Genomic DNA, 16,609 nt, shown 5'->3' on the forward strand with positions numbered 1-16,609 from the left:
AGCAGGGGGGACTTGGCTATTGCCGCAGATAAACCTGCGGAATGGTGTAGTCAGGGTGTGAACCGACGCTGAGATCGGCGCGATACCAGTGGGTCAACGTCTCGGCCTGTAGCACTTGCGCAGGCGTGCCTTGTGCGACCAGCTTCCCTTCATGCAGCAGCAGAATGCGGTCGGCATACAGCGCGGCCAGATTCAGATCGTGCAGGACGCAGCATACGGATAACGGCTGTTCGCGTGTAAGCTGCTTGAGCAGCCGTAAGAGGTGCTGCTGGTGGTAGAGATCCAGCGCCGAAGTCGGTTCATCGAGAAATAACCAACCCAGCGTTGGTTCTGGATGCCACAGCTGCGCCAGCACGCGAGCCAGTTGCACGCGCTGCTGTTCCCCACCGGAAAGCTGACGATAGTCGCGCGTAGCCAGTTCCAGACAGCCCGTTTGCGCCATGACCTGCTGAATCACATCATCATTTTTCGGGTAGCGCCCATGCGGGGATCGCCCCATCGCAACGACATCCCGCACGCTAAACGCAAACGCCATGCCGCTATGCTGGCGCATCACCGCCCGCGTTTTGGCGAGCGCGCTGGGCTGCCAGTGTGAGAAAGGTTGCCCGGCTAACAGGCACTCGCCTTCATCTGGCGTCAAATAACCGGTCAGTAAACGGAGCAGGGTAGATTTCCCCGCACCGTTGGGGCCGATGATTGCGACGATTTCCCCACTGTGAAGCTCCAGAGAAACGTCGTCCGTCAGATAACGGCCGTTGGCCTGAAAGCGCAGATGGCGTGCGACTAACGTCCGGTCGAGCGCTGAATTAGTCATTTCCCCGTCCTTTATGCTGAACGATCAGCCATAAGAAATACGGCCCGCCAATCAGGCTGCTTAATAACCCAACGGGCATTTCTGCCGGAGAAAGCAGCGTGCGTGCCAACGTATCGGCAAACAGCAGCAGACAGGCACCGCCGAGGATAGAGCCGGGAAGGAGCCAGCGATGGTCGGCACCCAGATGCATGCGCATCAGGTGTGGAATGATAAGCCCGATAAACCCGATCACGCCGCTGACCGCCACTGCTACGCCAACCAACAGCGAACTCAGCAGCAGTAGCGTGTACTTGGTGTGTTTCACATTAACGCCCAGGTAGTGCGCCTCTTCGTCACCTAATTGCAACACGTTCAGACGGTGCGCGTAGTATAACGTGGCGATCGTGGCAGGGATGACCAACGTGCTGGCAACCAGCAGCATGGGCCACTGTGCCTGTCCAAGGCTCCCCATTCCCCACAGTGAGAACTGGCGCAGTTGCTGATCGGTGCTGATGTAGGTCAACACGCCGATGAGGGCAAGGCACAGTGCATTGAGCGCGATGCCTGCCAGCAATAATCGCGTTAATCCACCCTGTTCGGAGCGGCTGAGGATGAAAATAATCGCCGTAATTGCCAGACTACCCGCGAAAGCGGCAAACATCGGGCCGTAAAGCGCCAGCAGCGGGGGAAGGCCAAGCGGCAGCACAATGGTTAGCGCGACGCAGAGTGCGGCACCGCTGCTGATACCCAGCAGGCCAGGATCGGCGAGCGGATTGCGAAATAACCCCTGCATAATCGCGCCAGAGCAAGCCAACGCGCCGCCGACGAGGATCGCCAGCAGCACACGGGGTACGCGGATATTCAACCAGATATGCCAGATTGGATCGTCAAGCTGCGTTTGCCATAACATCTTGAGCGATAGGGTCAGCGCGCCCATGTTGGCGGCACCGACCATCAGTGCCACCATCAGTAACAGCAGTGCGATCAACCACGTGCGCGGGTGAAAGCGTGACGTCATTTGATCGCTTCAGCTGTCTGACGCAGCGTCGCCATCAGCGCTGGCGTTTCGAGCGTGAAGCCCAGCATTGCCATGTCATCGACCACTAACAGGCGCTTGTTCTTACCCGCAGGCGTCAATTTCAGGCCAGGTAATGTCCAGACCTGTGCTTCACCCCCCAACGTTTTCAGCCCTTGACTGGAGATCAGAATCAGATCCGGCGCACTGGCGATCACACCTTCCTGCGACAATGGCTGGTAGCGCTCAACGTTTTGCATGGCATTTTTTAATCCGGCGCTGCGGATAATGGTGTCTGGCGGGCTATTTTTGCCCGCAGCCAGCGCGGTCATGCCGCCGTGGCTGAGAATGAACAGCACATTAACCGGCAGCGGCGACGTTTTTACTGCCGCCAGCTGTTGCTGATAAGTTTCCGTCAGTTTTTTACCTTCTGCGTCCTTTCCTAGCGTTTGAGCGATGGCACCGATTTTCTTCGGTACCGCATCCAGTGATGGCTCGGCGGTTACATGAACCACTTTTGTGCCGCTGTCCGCCACTTGCTGCAGGATGAGCGATGGCTGAGACAGATCGCTGGCGAGAACCAGAGACGGTTTCATTGCCAGAATCCCTTCCGCATTGAGGTGACGCATGTAGCCTACATCAGGCAGTTTTTTCACCGCTTCCGGGTGCAGACTGGTGCTGTCGCGTGCAACCAGATCTTTCTCCGCGCCCAGCGCATAGATGATTTCCGTGACGTCGCCGCCGATAGAAACGATACGTTCGGCAGCAGACACCCCCAGCGGGAGTGTCAATAGCAGGGGGAATAGCCAGTTTTTCATGCGGCGAGATCCTTGTACGGTTTCAGGGCATTGATCTGGTCGCGCCACTGCTGTTGTTCCGGCGTGCCTTCGGTACGCTGCCCAAAGAGTTGTGCAATTTGAGAGCCGTCTGCGGCATAGAGTTCGAGGCTGGTCACAATGCCGTCGGCCGTCGGTTTACGCGTGATCCAGCTTTCAGCGATCGCGCCTTCGATCAGGTGCAGGGTGAAATCTTTATTAAAGATGTTAATCCACTCCGCATGTTGCTCCATACGCTCTACACGCTCAAGCGTACCGGTGAAGATTTGCACACAGCCACGGTTACCGACAAATACCATGATCTCGTTCTGATCTTCACGCGCGGCAAATAGAATCTGCGACAGCGCATCGTTTTCTACGCGGTAGGCCAGATCGTCGGCGACCGAGTTAAACGCCTGCTGACGCGTCAGGTTATGGCGCTTGAGCAGAATGAAGAAATCATGCACGTCCGTCATCGCACGCCATTCCGCTTCAAGCTGAGGATTATGGGCAACGATCGGCTCGGCGGCTGCGCTGTTTGCTGGACGAACTGCCAAGGCTGGATTTTCGCTGCTGGTAAATTTCTCAACCAATAATTGCCAAGCGGCCATATCCGTAGTGTCGGTCGTGTAGACTTTCAGGATGGCATCACCCTGATGATCGAAAAATTGAATGCTCTGGCGCTCACCGCGTGCGGTATTTTCACGCAGCGCAAAGGCGGAAGCCCATTGAGAAAGAAACAAACGCAGATCCAGCTCGCGCGGGTTGAGGATAAGACCGGCATGCCCATCAAGCGTCTGGTTTTGATAGTAGCCGGTATGCTCATGCACGGCGTATTCGTTGCGCGTGATCGACTTGGTATTACCAACCTGCTCCAGTGCGCTTAACCAAACTTTGGCATCACCCTGCAGGCGCTGTGCATCGTGTCCGACGCGGGCGTGAGTCAGTTCCGCTTCGCTGATGCCGAGTTGCGCAGCCAAATCGCGGGCGTATTTACGCGGATGTTCTACTTTAGCCTGGAGGTATTGTTGGTAAATGGACGTCTGCATCTCGTTCGTTCCCTTAATCGTTGTCGTATTAATTATAGCAATGAATGAGAATCATTTTCATGTAACAAAAACGCAACCTCAAGTGAAGTTTTCTTAATAAGTGGAATAAGAGGAATCGTAAGAGGGAGTTACGTTACGTACTGCGGTTACATACGACGAGATAGCGAGATGGGCGGCGGGAAAGCAGGGAAATGGCTGACACACGATCAGGGAAGAGGAGTGTGCCAGCGTATATCGGATTAAAAACGGTCGTCGACGGCGTCTGCCAGACGTGCCAGCAGCGTTTCGGTATCCTGCCAGCTCAGGCACGGATCGGTAATGGATTGCCCATACGTCAATGCCAGAGGATTGATCGCCGGCTGGTTGCCTTCAATTAAGAAACTTTCCGCCATGATGCCTGCAATGGCGCGTGAACCCGCGCGAATTTGCTGGCAGATGTCATCGGCAACGTCGAGCTGACGGCGATGCTGTTTCTGACAGTTGGCATGACTAAAATCGATCACCAGATGTTCGGGCAACGAGAATTCACGCAGGTGATCGCAGGCGGCAGCGATATCTTCCGCGTGGTAGTTCGGTTTTTTCCCACCACGCATAATAATGTGGCCGAACGGGTTGCCCTGCGTTTTGTAGACCGACATAAAGCCCTGCTTATCCGGCGAGAGGAACATGTGCTGGGCGCGAGCGGCACGAATGGCATCGACGGCGATACGTGTATTACCGTCCGTCCCGTTCTTGAAGCCGACAGGGCAGGACAGCGCAGAAGCCATTTCCCGGTGGATCTGGCTTTCGGTAGTTCTCGCGCCAATCGCGCCCCAGCTAATCAGGTCGGCGATATATTGGCCGGTAACCATATCGAGGAATTCTGTCGCGGTCGGCAAGCCAAGCTGATTGACGTCCAGCAGCAGGCGGCGCGCAATTTCCAACCCTTCATTCACCTGAAACGTTCCATTGAGCGCGGGATCGGAAATGAGTCCCTTCCAGCCCACCACTGTGCGCGGTTTTTCAAAATAGGTGCGCATGACGATTTCCAGTCGATCCTGATACTGCGTGCGTAGCGCAGCTAGACGGCGTGCATAATCTAACGCGCTGTCGGTGTCATGGATCGAACAAGGGCCAACCACGACGAGCAGGCGGGGATCGTGACCGGTTAGAATGGCTTCAATTTTCTTACGTGACGAGGTGACATTTTCGGCAACGGCAGGGGTAATTGGGAGTCTGGCGAGTAACGTTTGAGGCGTAACCAGACTCTCGATGCGCGCGCTCCGCAGTTCATCTGTTTGCAGCATGTTTTATCTCTGAATACGGTCAAGCCGAAAACCTGCCGTCACCGAGATGTATGGACATAACAGTGTGTTCAGGCAGCGTTTTCAGGCTATGTTTCCGACTAAAAGGTTGCTTCGCAGCGGCGAAATGCCGGGAAGTGATGGAGCACACAATAAACGAACTGGTGCACATTACAACCGCATCAGGATAAAAAATCTATCATGTACTAGTACATTCTTCGACTCATGCCGAGGATGTCGATGATTTTTGCGGAAATTTCCTCAACGGAATAATTGGTGGTATTGAGATACTTAATCTGATGTTTGCGAAATAGTGCTTCCACTTCACTGAGTTCCATACGGCACTGGCGCAACGACGCATAGCGACTGTTGCCCCGACGCTCTTCCCGAATCGCTGCCAGCCGTTCGGCATCAATGGTGAGCCCGAATAGCTTGTGCTGGAAAGGTTTTAGGGCGTCAGGCAGGCGCAGGTTATCCATATCATCGGCAATAAAAGGATAGTTGGCGGCGCGAATGCCGAACTGCATCGCCAGATACAGGCTGGTCGGCGTTTTACCGCAGCGCGATACGCCCAGTAAAATAACCTGTGCCTGATCAAGATTACGCAGCGAGATGCCGTCATCGTGCGCCAGCGTATAGTCGATGGCGGCGATACGGGCGTCGTATTTGCTCAGGTTATTGGCCGTCAAACCGTGAGTGCGGTTGGCAATCGGTGTCGGCGGCGTGTTCAATTCTTCCTGCAAGGGGGCAACCAGCGCCTGTACGATATCCTGGCAAAACCCGTCGCTGCTGGTAATAATGTTACGTACGGTCGGTGTGACGATGGAGTAAAACACCAGCGGACGCACACCGGTTTGCTGATATAACGTATTGATTTGCTCGCACACGGCTTTAGCGCGCGCTTCACTTTCCACGAAAGGTAAGGTATAGCTAACCGTGTTCACGGGGAACTGAGACAGCACCGCATGGCCCAGTACTTCTGCCGTAATGGCCGTACCGTCCGAGACATAAAATACGCTTCTTTCCACATAACCTCCTGTTGATATTTCCGACAACTCGAACACGTTAACCTCGTCAAAAATTGCGTTTCAAGAATACTTTTATTAAAACACCATTTCATTATCTTCATGATAAAGAATACTAATCTTCTACGATATTGGATTTTTACCGCGTTAAGCAATCATTCGCCATGAAATCAGTTTTTTTTCATAGGTTGATCGATTCACCTGTCCATGTTCATCAAAACGCTATGCTAACCTGATTGCGTTGAGGCGATTCTCAACCGAACTCTTCCATACCCTAATTGTATGCAGAAAGGATTATTTTCGATGTCCAATAACGGCCCTGATTTGCGTAATGTCCTTTGGTATAACCAGCTCGGTATGCACGACGTTGAAAGGGTGGGAGGCAAGAATGCCTCTCTGGGTGAAATGATCACCAACCTTTCAGAATTGGGCGTAGCCGTTCCCAACGGCTTTGCGACAACGGCGCAGGCGTTTAATGATTTTCTTAATCAAAGCGGGATCAACCAGCGCATTTATGAGCTGCTCGATCGCACCGACATTGACGATCTGAGTCAACTGGCGAGCGCCGGTACGCAGATTCGCCAGTGGATTATTGATACGCCATTCCAGCCGGAGCTGGAAAAGGCAATCAGTGACGCCTACCAGCAACTGGCCGACGGTGAGAAAGACGCCTCGTTTGCCGTGCGCTCTTCCGCTACGGCAGAAGATATGCCGGATGCGTCCTTTGCCGGTCAGCAGGAAACCTTCCTGAACGTGCAGGGCATTGATGCGGTGATGGTGGCCGTGAAGCACGTGTTTGCGTCGCTGTTTAACGATCGTGCGATCTCCTATCGTGTACATCAGGGGTATGACCACCGTGGCGTGGCGCTGTCGGCGGGTGTGCAGCGTATGGTGCGTTCCGATCTGGCCTCTGCGGGCGTGATGTTCACCATCGATACCGAGTCCGGTTTTGATCAGGTGGTGTTCATTACCTCGGCTTACGGTTTGGGTGAAATGGTGGTGCAGGGTGCGGTGAACCCAGACGAGTTCTATGTTCACAAGCCAACGTTGCAGAACAACAAACCGGCGATTGTGCGCCGTAATATGGGATCGAAAAAAATCCGTATGGTGTATGCCGCGAGTCAGGAACATGGCAAGCAGGTGCGGATTGAAGATGTGCCGACAGAACAAACGACGCGTTTCAGCCTGACGGATGATGAAGTGCAGGCACTGGCGCGTCAGGCGCTGTTGATTGAGAAACACTACGGTCGTCCGATGGACATCGAGTGGGCGAAAGATGGTCACACCGGCAAGCTTTATATTGTGCAGGCGCGCCCGGAAACGGTTCGCTCTAACGGTCAGGTGATGGAGCGTTACCACCTGCCGGCCAGCGGTACGGTGCTGGTGGAAGGCCGCGCGATCGGCCACCGCATTGGTGCGGGCGAAGTGAAAGTGATTCAGGACATCAGCGAGATGCACCTGATCAACGCAGGCGATGTGCTGGTAACCGACATGACCGATCCGGACTGGGAACCGATCATGAAGAAAGCGGCGGCGATTGTTACCAATCGCGGCGGGCGTACCTGCCACGCGGCGATTATCGCACGCGAGCTGGGCATTCCTGCCGTCGTGGGCTGCGGCGATGCGACCGAGCGTTTGCGCAAGGGGCAGAAAGTGACCGTCTCCTGCGCGGAAGGCGACACGGGCTATGTGTATCAGGATCTGCTGGACTTCTCCGTGAAGAGTTCACAGATTGATGAAATGCCCGCATTGCCGCTGAAAATCATGATGAACGTGGGTAACCCTGACCGCGCATTTGATTTTGCCTGCCTGCCAAACGATGGCGTCGGTCTGGCGCGTCTGGAATTCATCATCAACCGCATGATTGGCGTGCATCCGCGTGCGCTGCTGGAATTCGACCAGCAAGCCCCTGAGCTGCAACGCGAAATCAAAACACTGATGCAGGGCTACGACGATCCGGTGGAATTCTACGTAGGTCGTCTGGTGGAAGGGATCGCGACGCTGGCAGCGGCATTCTCGCCGAAGCGCGTTATTGTCCGCCTGTCCGATTTTAAATCCAACGAGTATGCCAATCTGGTCGGTGGCGAGCGTTATGAGCCGGAAGAAGAAAACCCGATGCTGGGATTCCGCGGTGCAGGCCGCTACGTATCGCCGGACTTCAAAGCCTGTTTTGCGCTGGAATGTGAAGCGGTCAAACGCGTGCGTAACGTGATGGGCCTGAAGAACGTCGAGATCATGATCCCGTTCGTTCGTACCGTGGCACAAGCTGAAGCGGTGGTGGCTGAACTGGCGAATCAAGGTCTGCGCCGTGGCGAAGACGGCCTGAAAATCATCATGATGTGCGAAATTCCGTCCAACGCGCTGTTGGCTGATGAATTCCTGCAACACTTTGATGGCTTCTCTATCGGCTCAAACGACATGACGCAGCTGGCGCTGGGTCTGGATCGCGACTCCGGCGTAGTATCGTCACTGTTTGATGAACGTAACGATGCGGTGAAGGCGCTGCTGTCGATGGCGATTAAAGCTGCCAAGAAACAGGGAAAATACGTCGGTATTTGCGGTCAAGGCCCGTCAGATCACGAAGATTTCGCGATTTGGCTGATGGAGCAGGGCATCGATAGCCTGTCGCTCAACCCGGACACCGTGGTGCAAACCTGGCTGAATCTGGCCGAGCACAAGTAATTAGTACGGTGAATGCCTGATGTGTAGTCATCAGGCATTTAGACTGTTAAAACCGTATTTACGAAATGAGAACGGTGGTAATGGATAGATCGTAAAGACGCTGTGAATACATCCCTGTACGCTCGGATTGCGCCATCCTTGGCGCAAACGCTTTACTCTTCTATTCCATTACCACCGCTCGGCAGCAGTTGATCGCAATCGGTACTAAAACATATTTTTCATATTACGGTGCTGCAATCAGGAAGGATTTGAACTGTGGCGTCATCACTGCGCTAAAGCCCTTATCCGTTTTGGTAATCAGATAAACCGCCAACCCCTGCTGTTCCGCCAGCTTCAACGCCTTCTCTGTTCCCAACACCATCAAACCGGTATCCCAGCCATCCGCTTCCAGCGCGGTTGGCGCAATCACGGTCGCAGAAACCAACTGATGAGTAATGGGTCTGCCCGTCTCGGGATCGATAACGTGAGAATAGCGCTTGCTGTCCTCTTCAAAATAATTCCGATAGCTGCCGGAAGTGCTGATCGCATACCCCTGCAAATTCACCGCCGCCTGTGCTGCATTTTCCTGGTCGGTTGGCTTCTGAATCGCCACACGCCACGGCGTCCCCTCGGCGTTCACCCCACGGCTGGAAATCGCACCGCCGACGGAAACCAGATAATTGGTGATCCCTTTACGCGTCATTAACTGCGCGAGAACGTCTGCGCCGTAGCCTTCGCCCAGCGTGGAGAGATCGACAGATAAATCCGGGAGATCTTTCTGAATCCATTCTCCTTTTTCGTCACCGATCAGCTTCAGGTGACGCAGCCCGACATGTTGCCGCGCTACCTCGATCTGCTGCTGGCTGGGAATTCGCGTCGGCTGCTTCTGCGGGCCGAATCCCCAGAGATTCACCAACGGGCCGACGGTGATATCCATCGCACCGTGCGTGGCTTTACCGATACGCAGCGCGGCCAGAATGATATCCGCCATGCCATTGCTGATGGGCTGGGGATCCGTTCCTCGGTACTGATTAAAACGCGACAGGACTGAATCGTCACGGTAGGTGGAAATCTCGTCATTGGCCTGTTCGAGTAGAACATCGATTTCCCGTTGCAGCTGTGTTTTGTCTTCGGTGATGTCACCGCTAATTTTTACGCTGTAAAACGTCCCCATGGTCTTGCCTTCAATGGTCAACAAGGGGCGCTGTGCCGTCGGCGCTGGATTATCGCAGGCGGTCAGAAGGCTGAATAGGCCACAGAGTAGTAGCCTCTTCGAGGCGAGAGGTGTCATGAAAAACTCCTGAAAAACTGAACTGAGAGTAGGCAGACAGGAGAGTAACAAAAAAGGGAGGAAGCGTAATTGAATGGAAGGCAAATGAAAGGAAAAAAAAGGCCCATCTCAGGGGATGGGCAAAGACTACACACAGCAATTCGTTACTCACTCTGACGAGGAGGAAACCTCATTGACAAACAGTAGGTTAATACTAGCTCCGGTATTTATCCTATGGATTATGCCCTACTCAGTCATTAAGAATCATCCTAATGGTTAATTATTTTTTAAGGATTAGCCTCTGGGTGTTTTTGCACTGTCAATAATATTGATGAATTAGAGAAATGATATCAAAATTTTTAGGACTAATCCCTAGGAATAAAGGGTTAATCATTAGCTATTTTTACTTATTGAAAAAAGGGGATGATAGCGCCGAAAAATAGTGTCAAAACCGTGCACGAAAAAAATAGTACCGAAGAAGCGATGCCGAGAGAGGGAATGCGTGGGCGGCGTACCGCCCACGGGAAGCGAAACCGGTGACTGTCGGTCTTACTCTTTATCTGGCGTGTTAGACGTATTAACGGAAAGGATGTGTTGCGGTTCGGGGATTTCACGCATCCAGGCAAACAGTAGACGATAGGAAACGGCGAGGACGACCGGGCCAATAAATATCCCTATCATGCCAAACGCCAGTAAGCCGCCAATCACGCCGGAAAGAATCAGCAACATAGGAAGATCGGCACCCATTCTGATTAATACTGGGCGGATAACGTTATCGATGGTGCCAACGACGCAGCTCCAGACCAGCAGGATAGTGCCCCAGGTGGTATCGCCCGTCCAATACAGCCAGATAATCGCAGGAATCAATACTGGAAGCGGCCCTAATTGCGCCAGGCAACACAGAAACATCAGCACGGTTAATAGCGTAGTGTAAGGAATCCCAGACAGCCCCAGACCGATTCCGCCTAACACCGACTGCACGATGGCTGTTACCACCACGCCCAGGGCGACGGCGCGAATTGACTGTGCTGCCAGAATCACGGCGGCATCGCCGCGCTCTTGCCCCAGCCGAATGGCGAAGTGTCGCACAGCCTTCGCAACGGCTTCCCCCTTGTAATAGAGCAGTGCGCTGAAGATCAGCATCAGGGAGCAGTGCATCAGAAAGCGCCCGACATGCGCCGCCTGTTCCACCAGCCAGGTCGCGGTTTTACCAAAATAGGGTTGCACCTTGGCGAATAGACCGCTGCCGCCGCTTTGCAACAGCGCCTGCCAACTGTTGAATAATTTCTCTCCCACTAAAGGAATGGATGTCAACCACTCCAGTGTCGGCGGCGAAAAGTTTTCCTGTCTGGCTCCCCAACTCATTAGCACCGAGCTGTTATCCACCACGCTACTGACAAGAACGGCAATCGGGACAATAAATAACAGGATAAGTAGCAGCGTCATCACGAGCACGGCGAGAGAACGTCTCCCCCATAATAGCGCCTGAAATCTAATCAGCATCGGCCAGGTGGCAATGACCACCATACATGCCCAGGCGAATCCTAGGATAAAAGGCTGTACCACCCAAAAACAGGCAATGATCATGATGGTAATAAACACCAGACTGAACAGGATTCTGGCCAGATCAAGTCGTGGTGGCTGGGAATATTTGCTCAATGAATGGTTCCTCAATAGCAAAGAAAGGGCTTAGGCGAGGTCGCTTTGGTTAATCACGAATCATCATGAGATATTTCTGGGTGTTTTGACAGCGTGTTGAACATTTTGTTGGTCAAACGGCCATTAGCCAACACGCTGTATGTTTTTGCCGATCCGAGAGCGCACACGATTGCGAAATGTGATAAAACGTGATGTTCCCAGTGACAGCGCGGCTATATCGGGCTCTTCACAGGCATATCACGACATATTGGCAAACTCATCATGTACGGACAGGGTCAAAAAATAATGATCCCACAGATCACGCAATCCCCCGGGCTGGTCCAGCCGGTGCTTAATTTTCTGGAAGCATTGAAGAAAAATGGATTCACAGGTGATACGGCGACCAATTATGCCGATCGTCTGACGATGGCAACGGATAACAGTATCTACCAACTTTTGCCGGATGCGGTGGTTTTCCCCCGCTCAACCGCCGATGTGGCGATCCTCTCGCGGCTGGCGGGTGATACGCGTTTTTCAGGGCTGACCTTTACGCCACGCGGTGGCGGGACAGGAACGAACGGGCAGGCGCTGAATCGCGGCATCGTGGTCGATATGTCGCGTTATATGAACCGTATTCTGGAGATCAACCCTGAGAAAGGCTGGGTGCGCGTCGAAGCTGGCGTGATTAAAGATCAGCTTAATCAGTACTTGAAGCCTTATGGCTATTTCTTCGCACCTGAACTGTCGACCAGTAACCGGGCGACGCTGGGCGGCATGATCAATACCGATGCCTCAGGGCAAGGTTCGCTGGTGTACGGTAAAACCTCAGACCATGTGCTGGGGCTGCGTGCGGTCTTGCTGGGCGGCGAAATGCTGGATACGCAGGCGATGCCGGTAGAGCTGGCAGAGAAGCTGGCGTTAGAAGATTCCGCCATCGGCCGCATTTATCACACGGTGCTGCACCGCTGTCGGGAACAGCGCGCGTTGATTATCGATAAGTTCCCTAAGCTGAATCGTTTTCTGACGGGTTATGACCTGCGTCATGTGTTCAGCGACGATCTCCGTACCTTTGACCTGACGCGTATTCTGACTGGGGCGGAAGGGACGCTGGCGTTTATCACCGAAGCGAAGCTCGATATCACGCCGCTGCCTAAGATCCGTCGTCTGGTCAATATCAAATACGACTCCTTCAACTCCGCGTTGCGCAATGCGCCGTTCATGGTGGAAGCGAAGGCGTTATCTGTTGAAACCGTGGATTCTAAAGTCTTAAACCTTGCCCGCGAAGATATCGTCTGGCATTCCGTTAGCGAACTGATTACCGATGTGCCTAATCAGGAAATGCTCGGCCTGAATATCGTTGAATTCGCGGGGGATGATGAAGCACTGATTAACGGGCAGGTCGACTCACTCTGTCAAGGGCTGGATACGCTGCTGGCAAGCGGAGAAGGCGGGGTGATTGGTTACCAAACCTGTAACGATCTGGCTGGCATCGAACGTATTTACGCGATGCGAAAAAAAGCCGTCGGGCTGCTGGGCAACAGCAAAGGGCAGGCGAAGCCGATTCCGTTTGCGGAAGATACCTGCGTGCCACCACAGCATCTGGCCGATTACATAGAAGAATTCCGTGCGCTGTTAGACAGCCATAATCTGACGTATGGCATGTTCGGCCACGTCGACGCTGGGGTGCTGCACGTTCGTCCGGCGCTGGATATGTGCGACCCGCAACAGGAAATGCTGATGAAACAGCTTTCCGACCAGATTGTTGCGCTGACCGCCAAATATGGCGGTCTGCTGTGGGGAGAGCACGGGAAGGGCTTCCGCGCCGAATACAGCCCTGAATTCTTTGGGCCGGAGCTGTATGCCGAACTGCGCCGTATCAAGGCCGCATTCGACCCTGATAACCGACTTAATCCCGGGAAGATTTGTGCGCCGCTGGACGTGGATGCGCCGATGATGAAAGTCGATGCGGTCAAGCGCGGCACGTTTGATCGCACGATCCCGCTGACGGTGCGTACGGCGTTCCGTGGTGCAATGGAATGTAACGGTAATGGTCTGTGCTTTAACTTTGATGCCCGTAGCCCAATGTGCCCGTCGATGAAAATCAGCGGCAACCGTATTCATTCCCCGAAAGGCCGTGCGACGCTGGTGCGTGAATGGTTACGCCTGCTGGCGGAGCAGGGCGTCGATCCTGTAGCGCTGGAGAAAGCGCTGCCGCAGCAGAAACTGAGCCTGCGCGCCTTTATCCAGAAGACCCGCAATACCTGGCAGGCGAAGCAAGGCGATTACGATTTCTCGCACGAAGTCAAAGACGCAATGTCGGGCTGTCTGGCGTGTAAAGCGTGCTCAACGCAGTGTCCTATCAAGATTGACGTGCCCGGTTTCCGCTCTCGCTTCCTGCAACTTTATCACACGCGCTACCTGCGTCCGGTGCGTGACTATCTGGTCGCCGGTGTCGAAAGCTATGCGCCGCTGATGGCGCGCAGCCCGAAGACGTTTAACTTCTTCCTGAAAATGCCGCTGCTGAATAACCTGAGCCGCAGCCAGATTGGTATGGTCGATTTACCGCTGTTGTCATCGCCGTCGCTGCGCCAGCAGTTTGCCGGGCATAGCGGCGTCAACACCACGCTTGAACAGCTGGAACAGTTGCCGGAAGCGGCGCGCCAGCAGTACGTGTTAATCGTGCAGGATCCGTTTACCAGCTATTACGATGCGCAGGTGGTGGCTGATTTCGTCCACCTGATCGAAAAACTGAAGTTAAAACCGGTGTTGTTGCCGTTCTCGCCGAACGGAAAAGCGCAGCACATTAAAGGCTTCTTGCAGCGTTTTGCCAAAACGGCCTCGAAGACGGCAGATTTCCTGAACCGCGTAGCCAAACTGGGGATGCCGATGGTGGGTGTCGATCCCGCGCTGGTGCTGTGCTATCGCGACGAATACCGTGAAATTCTGGGTGAGAAACGTGGCGATTTTCAGGTGCAACTGGTGCATGAATGGTTGGTGGCGGCTTTGGCAGACAGCACGCCGCAGCCTGCCACTGGCGAATCCTGGTATCTGCTGGGGCACTGTACGGAAACCACGGCGCTGCCGATCAGCACGAAACAGTGGTCCGACATTTTCTCGCGCTTTGGTGCCAAACTGGAGAATGTCAGCGTCGGATGTTGCGGCATGGCGGGAACCTACGGGCATGAAACTAAGAACCTCGCTAACTCGCAGGGAATCTATGCGCTGTCCTGGCAGCAGGTATTGCAGAAGTTACCGCAGAAACGCTGCCTGACCACCGGCTATTCGTGCCGCAGCCAGGTGAAACGCATGGAAGGCAGCGCACTGCGCCATCCGCTACAGGCCTTGCTGGAGATTATCTGATGCTATGGAAACGACAGGTTACGCTTGAGCAGCTTAACGAACCGAGCCAAACGTGTATGGTGGGTCATATCGGTATCCGCTATACCCATATCGCGGAAGATTATCTGGAAGCGGTGATGCCGGTGGATGCACGCACGCGCCAGCCATTTGGCTTATTGCACGGCGGTGCCTCCGTTGTGCTGGCGGAATCGCTGGGCTCTGTCGCGGGCTATCTGTGTTCTGAGGGCGATCAGCAGGTGGTGGGGCTTGAAATCAATGCCAACCATCTGCGAGCTGTGCGCGAAGGGGAAGTGCGTGGCGTATGCCGAGCGCTTCACGTTGGCCGCCGTAGCCAGGTGTGGCAGATTGAGATTTTTGATAATCAGAATCGCCTGTGCTGCATTTCACGTCTGACGACGTCGGTCATTACGCCGTAAAACTGTAAACATGAAGCACTGAACCAGACTGCTGGCGGGTCTGGTTCGGTTGTTCTGAGAAAATATTGCTCTTCAGGGGAGAAACGGCACGCGCTTAACGAAGTCTGTCTGAAATTCAGTGGCTTTATCCCATGAGCCTTGCATGCTTAACTGATGGCAAATCGACTTCAGCGTGTTACGGGCAAAGTAGTAGCTTTGCACTCGAAAGAGGTGGCAACGCCCTTCATTATTAATCTCTTTAATCAACCGATTGTGCAGTTTGACCAGCGCATGCAGATAGCTGTCGTCATCGCCATTTCTCAGACAGAGTTCAACCATGTCCATGCAGGCGTTATGATAGCGACGTAAATGGTCAATATTGCTTCCTGGACGGTTAAGGCGAGCTTCCGCCATATAGAAATCAACGGTGGCATCGCGAATCTGAAATTTATATTCGTCAATTTGGTGGTGCAGCCAGGCATTCACGGAAAGCATGGTTATCGATCCTGAATATGAAATGATAATCATTATCATATTGATAAAAAAGGCCATGATCAATGGGCAAAATGTGCTTTAACGTCAAAAGTCCGATCGGAAATCACATAAATCTTCATATACCTTCCCTCTTTTACAAATAGGTATCACCGATAAATGTTATAATAATGATAACGAGATGATAATTTTTATTTGACCATATGGGGCGTGAGTGGTGACGATAATTCTTTTTTTATCAATTACTTAATTGAATTGTTGCCGCGTTGTTTGGTGCGCCAGAGACGTGTAAAATAGCGCTATTGGCTCGCTAAAAACCGAAATGTTACGAATAGCCCTGCGAAACAAGAGGTTGAAGCTAGTTTCATTATCACTAACATTAGGGGAAACCAGCCTAAAACTGGTACCACACGCAATGAGGTATTCCATATGCAAGCGGAAAATGTAGGGACGTTTTCACTGGATGAAAATGTCTGGCAAGGACTGACGCTGACCGACAGCGCCGTGAAGCAGATTAAGAATCTGATGACGCAGGATGAAACTGTGCAAGGACTGCGGCTCAGCGTTAAACAATCAGGGTGTGCAGGGTTTGGCTATGTGCTGGATCTGGTAAAGGCGTTCGAGACCGACGATCTGGTCTTCGAACGTGACGGCGCAAAACTGTATGTCCCACTGAAAGCGATGCCTTTCATTGACGGCACAGAACTTGATTTCGTCCGTGAAGGGCTGAATCAGATATTCAAGTTTAATAATCCCAGAGCGCAGCATGCTTGTGGATGTGGCGAAAGCTTTGGCATTTAAGTGATGAAAAAT

Annotated in this window: 13 protein-coding genes and 1 other RNA gene; 4 read left to right on the top strand and 10 right to left on the bottom strand. The window is 53.4% G+C overall.

The window, feature by feature from the left end; all coding sequences use genetic code 11:
• Positions 1-16: 16 nt before the first annotated feature.
• The 6 genes from DMB82_RS09230 to ppsR all read right to left on the bottom strand — a co-directional run bounded on the left by DMB82_RS09230 (position 17) and on the right by ppsR (position 5,983).
• Positions 17-814: a heme ABC transporter ATP-binding protein gene (locus DMB82_RS09230; RefSeq protein WP_116163407.1), complete on the bottom strand. Its 798-nt coding sequence runs from the start codon at positions 812-814 to the stop codon at positions 17-19.
• Positions 807-1,811 (bottom strand): FecCD family ABC transporter permease, encoded by a 1,005-nt coding sequence (locus tag DMB82_RS09235; RefSeq protein WP_116163405.1) that lies wholly within the window; start codon positions 1,809-1,811, stop codon positions 807-809. The genes DMB82_RS09230 and DMB82_RS09235 overlap by 8 nt, the downstream gene beginning before the upstream one ends.
• Positions 1,808-2,626 carry a heme/hemin ABC transporter substrate-binding protein gene (locus DMB82_RS09240; protein ID WP_102116323.1) on the bottom strand — a complete coding sequence of 273 codons (819 nt, stop codon included), beginning with the start codon at positions 2,624-2,626 and terminating at the stop codon, positions 1,808-1,810. Before DMB82_RS09240 ends, DMB82_RS09235 begins: the two co-directional genes overlap by 4 nt.
• A complete protein-coding gene (locus tag DMB82_RS09245; RefSeq protein ID WP_102116324.1) occupies positions 2,623-3,672 on the bottom strand; it encodes a hemin-degrading factor in 1,050 nt (349 codons plus the stop codon). Before DMB82_RS09245 ends, DMB82_RS09240 begins: the two co-directional genes overlap by 4 nt.
• A gap of 239 nt (positions 3,673-3,911) precedes the next feature.
• On the bottom strand, positions 3,912-4,958 hold the full coding sequence (locus tag DMB82_RS09250) for a 3-deoxy-7-phosphoheptulonate synthase (RefSeq protein ID WP_102116325.1): 1,047 nt from the start codon (positions 4,956-4,958) through the stop codon (positions 3,912-3,914).
• 203 nt (positions 4,959-5,161) lie between these two features.
• Positions 5,162-5,983, bottom strand: coding sequence for a posphoenolpyruvate synthetase regulatory kinase/phosphorylase PpsR (ppsR, locus tag DMB82_RS09255; protein ID WP_102116326.1), 822 nt, complete (start codon positions 5,981-5,983; stop codon positions 5,162-5,164).
• Between the two features lie 300 nt (positions 5,984-6,283).
• On the opposite strand from ppsR, the gene ppsA reads away from it, so the two are divergent.
• Positions 6,284-8,662, top strand: a complete 2,379-nt coding sequence (gene ppsA, locus DMB82_RS09260) for a phosphoenolpyruvate synthase (protein ID WP_102116327.1) — start codon at positions 6,284-6,286, stop codon at positions 8,660-8,662.
• 223 nt (positions 8,663-8,885) lie between these two features.
• Here the strand turns inward: ppsA and apbE are convergent, their stop codons facing one another.
• The 3 genes from apbE to ydiK form a co-directional block, all read right to left on the bottom strand.
• Positions 8,886-9,932 (bottom strand): FAD:protein FMN transferase ApbE, encoded by a 1,047-nt coding sequence (apbE, locus tag DMB82_RS09265; protein ID WP_102116328.1) that lies wholly within the window; start codon positions 9,930-9,932, stop codon positions 8,886-8,888.
• Between the two features lie 91 nt (positions 9,933-10,023).
• Positions 10,024-10,135: antisense sRNA RprA (rprA, locus tag DMB82_RS09270), an RNA gene on the bottom strand.
• Between the two features lie 325 nt (positions 10,136-10,460).
• The gene (ydiK, locus tag DMB82_RS09275; RefSeq protein ID WP_102116329.1) at positions 10,461-11,570 is read right to left on the bottom strand and encodes an AI-2E family transporter YdiK; all 1,110 of its coding nucleotides are present in this window, start codon (positions 11,568-11,570) and stop codon (positions 10,461-10,463) included.
• 285 nt (positions 11,571-11,855) lie between these two features.
• Here ydiK and ydiJ point away from each other — a divergent pair, with 285 nt between their 5' ends.
• Together ydiJ and menI are read left to right on the top strand one after the other, a co-directional pair.
• Positions 11,856-14,909: a D-2-hydroxyglutarate dehydrogenase YdiJ gene (gene ydiJ, locus DMB82_RS09280; RefSeq protein ID WP_116155605.1), complete on the top strand. Its 3,054-nt coding sequence runs from the start codon at positions 11,856-11,858 to the stop codon at positions 14,907-14,909.
• Positions 14,909-15,325, top strand: coding sequence for a 1,4-dihydroxy-2-naphthoyl-CoA hydrolase (menI, locus tag DMB82_RS09285; protein ID WP_116155604.1), 417 nt, complete (start codon positions 14,909-14,911; stop codon positions 15,323-15,325). The genes ydiJ and menI overlap by 1 nt, the downstream gene beginning before the upstream one ends.
• A 72-nt stretch (positions 15,326-15,397) precedes the next feature.
• On the opposite strand, the gene DMB82_RS09290 is transcribed toward menI, so the two are convergent.
• On the bottom strand, positions 15,398-15,799 hold the full coding sequence (locus DMB82_RS09290) for a hypothetical protein (RefSeq protein WP_102116332.1): 402 nt from the start codon (positions 15,797-15,799) through the stop codon (positions 15,398-15,400).
• Between the two features lie 426 nt (positions 15,800-16,225).
• Between DMB82_RS09290 and sufA the strand changes: the two genes are divergently transcribed.
• The gene (gene sufA, locus DMB82_RS09295) at positions 16,226-16,597 is read left to right on the top strand and encodes a Fe-S cluster assembly scaffold SufA (RefSeq protein WP_102116333.1); all 372 of its coding nucleotides are present in this window, start codon (positions 16,226-16,228) and stop codon (positions 16,595-16,597) included.
• The last annotated feature ends 12 nt before the right edge of the window (positions 16,598-16,609 follow it).

Source organism: Pectobacterium aquaticum (assembly GCF_003382565.3).
Taxonomy (GTDB): Bacteria; Pseudomonadota; Gammaproteobacteria; order Enterobacterales; family Enterobacteriaceae; genus Pectobacterium; species Pectobacterium aquaticum.

Excerpts from the sequence above, each read along its gene's own strand:
- DMB82_RS09230 (WP_116163407.1), bottom strand. The coding sequence starts at position 814 with ATGACTAATTCAGCGCTCGACCGGACGTTAGTCGCACGCCATCTGCGC.
- DMB82_RS09235 (WP_116163405.1), bottom strand. The coding sequence starts at position 1,811 with ATGACGTCACGCTTTCACCCGCGCACGTGGTTGATCGCACTGCTGTTA.
- DMB82_RS09240 (WP_102116323.1), bottom strand. The coding sequence starts at position 2,626 with ATGAAAAACTGGCTATTCCCCCTGCTATTGACACTCCCGCTGGGGGTG.
- DMB82_RS09245 (WP_102116324.1), bottom strand. The coding sequence starts at position 3,672 with ATGCAGACGTCCATTTACCAACAATACCTCCAGGCTAAAGTAGAACAT.
- DMB82_RS09250 (WP_102116325.1), bottom strand. The coding sequence starts at position 4,958 with ATGCTGCAAACAGATGAACTGCGGAGCGCGCGCATCGAGAGTCTGGTT.
- ppsA (WP_102116327.1), top strand. The coding sequence starts at position 6,284 with ATGTCCAATAACGGCCCTGATTTGCGTAATGTCCTTTGGTATAACCAG.
- apbE (WP_102116328.1), bottom strand. The coding sequence starts at position 9,932 with ATGACACCTCTCGCCTCGAAGAGGCTACTACTCTGTGGCCTATTCAGC.
- ydiJ (WP_116155605.1), top strand. The coding sequence starts at position 11,856 with ATGATCCCACAGATCACGCAATCCCCCGGGCTGGTCCAGCCGGTGCTT.
- menI (WP_116155604.1), top strand. The coding sequence starts at position 14,909 with ATGCTATGGAAACGACAGGTTACGCTTGAGCAGCTTAACGAACCGAGC.
- DMB82_RS09290 (WP_102116332.1), bottom strand. The coding sequence starts at position 15,799 with ATGCTTTCCGTGAATGCCTGGCTGCACCACCAAATTGACGAATATAAA.
- sufA (WP_102116333.1), top strand. The coding sequence starts at position 16,226 with ATGCAAGCGGAAAATGTAGGGACGTTTTCACTGGATGAAAATGTCTGG.